The sequence below is a fragment of the Rhodococcus sp. 14-2496-1d genome, from assembly GCF_002259365.1.
Classification (GTDB): Bacteria; Actinomycetota; Actinomycetes; order Mycobacteriales; family Mycobacteriaceae; genus Rhodococcoides.
This window is the reverse complement of sequence record NZ_NPFV01000054.1, coordinates 1-2,559: the sequence shown is the minus strand read 5'-3', so window position 1 is coordinate 2,559 and position 2,559 is coordinate 1. Positions and strand designations below refer to the sequence as shown.

Below are 2,559 nucleotides of genomic sequence, written 5' to 3'. Positions count from 1 at the left end.
TGTCAATGGCCAAGTTGAAGTCCCCGCTGGTGGCCAGGTTAAAGGCCCCGGCCCGTGTTGATGTTTCCGGTTTGTCAGGGGCGGTCCTTTCGGTGTTGTGCGTCTTTCATGCGGTAAGACTCGCCGTCGGTGACGACGATGGTGGCGTGGTGGAGTAGCCGGTCGAGGATCGAGGCGGCGGTGGTGTGCTCTGGGAGGAACCGTCCCCATTGCTCGAACGGCCAGTGCGATCCGATCGCCAACGAGCGGCGTTCGTAGGCTCCGGCGACGAGACGGAACAGCAACTGGGTGCCGGTGTCGTCGAGTGGGGCGAAGCCCATTTCGTCGATGATGATCAGGTCGACTCGAAGCAGGGATTCGATGATCTTGCCGACGGTGTTGTCGGCCAAGCCGCGATAGAGGGTTTCGACGAGGTCGGCGGCGGTGAAGTAGCGGACCTTGTGGCCGGCGTGGACGGCGGCGACTCCGAGTCCGATCAAGGTATGCGACTTGCCTGTCCCGGCGGGTCCGATCATCGCCAGGTTCGACTGTGCCCGAACCCATTCCAGGCTGGAGAGGTAGTCGAACACTTTTGGTCGGATCGACGACGCAGCGACATCGAAGGATTCCAACGTTTTTGTCACCGGGAACGCCGCTGCTTTGAGTCGGTTGACGATGTTGGAGGCATCGCGTGCGGCGAGTTCGGACTCGATGAGCGTCCGCAGCACTTCTTCCGGGGTCCAGCGTTGCGTCTTCGCGGTGATCAACACCTCCGGTGCGGTTCGGCGGATCGCAGCCAGTTTGAGGCGCCGCAGTCCGGCGTCGAGATCAGCAGCGAGTTCGGGAACATGCTGGGGCGCAGCAGTCTTCGGGGACTGCTCAGTGGTGGTGGTGTCGGTCATGACGGCACCTGTGTTTCGGGTGCGGGGGTCCGGATGGCGTAGGCATCGAGTGAACGTGTCGGTGCGGTCGGCAGGTCCAGAATCAACGCGTCCCCGGCCGGCCTGGGCTGCGGCGTTCCGGCACCGGCAGCGAGTATCGATCGGACATCAGCGGCTCGGAATCGTCGGAACGCCACCGCCCGGGTCAACGCCGCCACCAACTGTGCGGTGCCGTGCGCCGCACCGAGTGCCAGCAGTACCTCGAGTTCGGATCCGAGTCTGGTGTTGCCGATCGCAGCGGCACCGACAAGGAATGCTTCTGCTTCAGGTCCGAGTGCGCAGAACTGTTGCTCGACAGTGGTTCTCGGCCTGGGTCCGCGATGGGGTGCGGGGCGGGCACCGCCGTAATGCTCGTCGAGTACCGACGCGGTTCCCGGCTGGCCCAGGTCGTGTTCGGCGACGACCTCACCGGTGGTGGGCTCGACGACCACCAGTCGGCCTTCGGTTTGGACGAGGGTGACCGTCGCGCCGATCAACCGGACGGGCACCGAATACCGCGCGGACGCGAACCGCACACAGGACAGGCGGTCGACTTTGCGGGTCACCGGTGGTGGACCGATCTCCAGTCGTAGCGATGGCAACGGCGACAGCAACTCTCGCTCTTCGTCGAGGCTGTCGTTCGGGACCGCGCATATCTCCGAATGCACCCTGGCGTTGACTTCCGTGCACCAGAGTTTCGCGGCGGCGTTGGCGGTATGGACGTCGACGGTGGTGCCGGCGATGGTTGCTTCGGTGATCAACGGGACAGCGAGATCGCGTTGGGCGTAGCCGACGAGGTTCTCCACCACTCCTTTCGATTGTGGGTCGTTCGCATGGCAGAAGTCCGGTGCGAACCCGTAATGAGCAGCGAAGCGGACGTAGTCCGGGGTGGGGATGACGACGTTCGCGACGACGCCTCCTTTGAGGCATGCCATGCGGTCGGCGAGAACTTTCGCTGGTACACCTCCGACAGCGGCAAGCGCTTCGGCGATCAATCCCATTGTGGTGGTTGCTTTCTCGTCGGCGGCGAATGCAGCGAACCGCCACCGCGAGTACGCCATGACAGCGCAGAACAGATGCAGACCACCCACAGTGGCCCAGTCGATGACCAGATAGTCACCCGGTGCCCACACCGCGGGCCGTCGTCCGCGGTGATGGTCGGTGCGCCAGCGTTGCTTCTCCTCGGCCACGAGGCGGCGGAAGTTGCGGTCCGAACCGGTGTAACCGGCTTTGCGGGCGATCGGCAGGATCCGTTTCGCCGAGATTCGGCCTTGAGATTTGTCGACCCGTTCGGCTACCAGGTCGGTGACGGCGGCGTAGTTGTGTTCACGCTCAGCCCGCGGTGGTGGTGATTGGCCGGCCTGGTCGGCCTCGAATTTGTCGATGGTGCGTTTGACGGTCTTGTGGGTGGTGCCGACGAGTTCGGCGGCTCCTCGGTACGACCCGACTTCGCGGTAAGCGGAAATGATGTCCATGCGTTCCTTCGCAGACTTCAATGGAACTCCCCGGGCGGTGCGGTGTGTGGTTGGCACCTTCACCGTCACCGCTCGGGCCACGAGTTCCTGATCGACACGACGAACACGGGGCGGGGACTTTCAGTTGGCCACCAGTGGGGACCTCGACCTGGCCACCAGTGGGTACTTTTTCATGGCCACGGACA

The 2,559-nt window shown here is 63.9% G+C and carries 2 protein-coding genes; both read right to left on the bottom strand.

The window, feature by feature from the left end; translation table 11 throughout:
- Nucleotides 1–74: 74 nt before the first annotated feature.
- The gene (gene istB / locus CH296_RS28385) at nucleotides 75–881 is read right to left on the bottom strand and encodes an IS21-like element helper ATPase IstB (RefSeq protein ID WP_094686290.1); all 807 of its coding nucleotides are present in this window, start codon (nucleotides 879–881) and stop codon (nucleotides 75–77) included.
- Nucleotides 878–2,395, bottom strand: coding sequence for an IS21 family transposase (gene istA, locus CH296_RS28380; RefSeq protein WP_143546471.1), 1,518 nt, complete (start codon nucleotides 2,393–2,395; stop codon nucleotides 878–880). The genes istB and istA overlap by 4 nt, the downstream gene beginning before the upstream one ends.
- Nucleotides 2,396–2,559 lie beyond the last annotated feature (164 nt).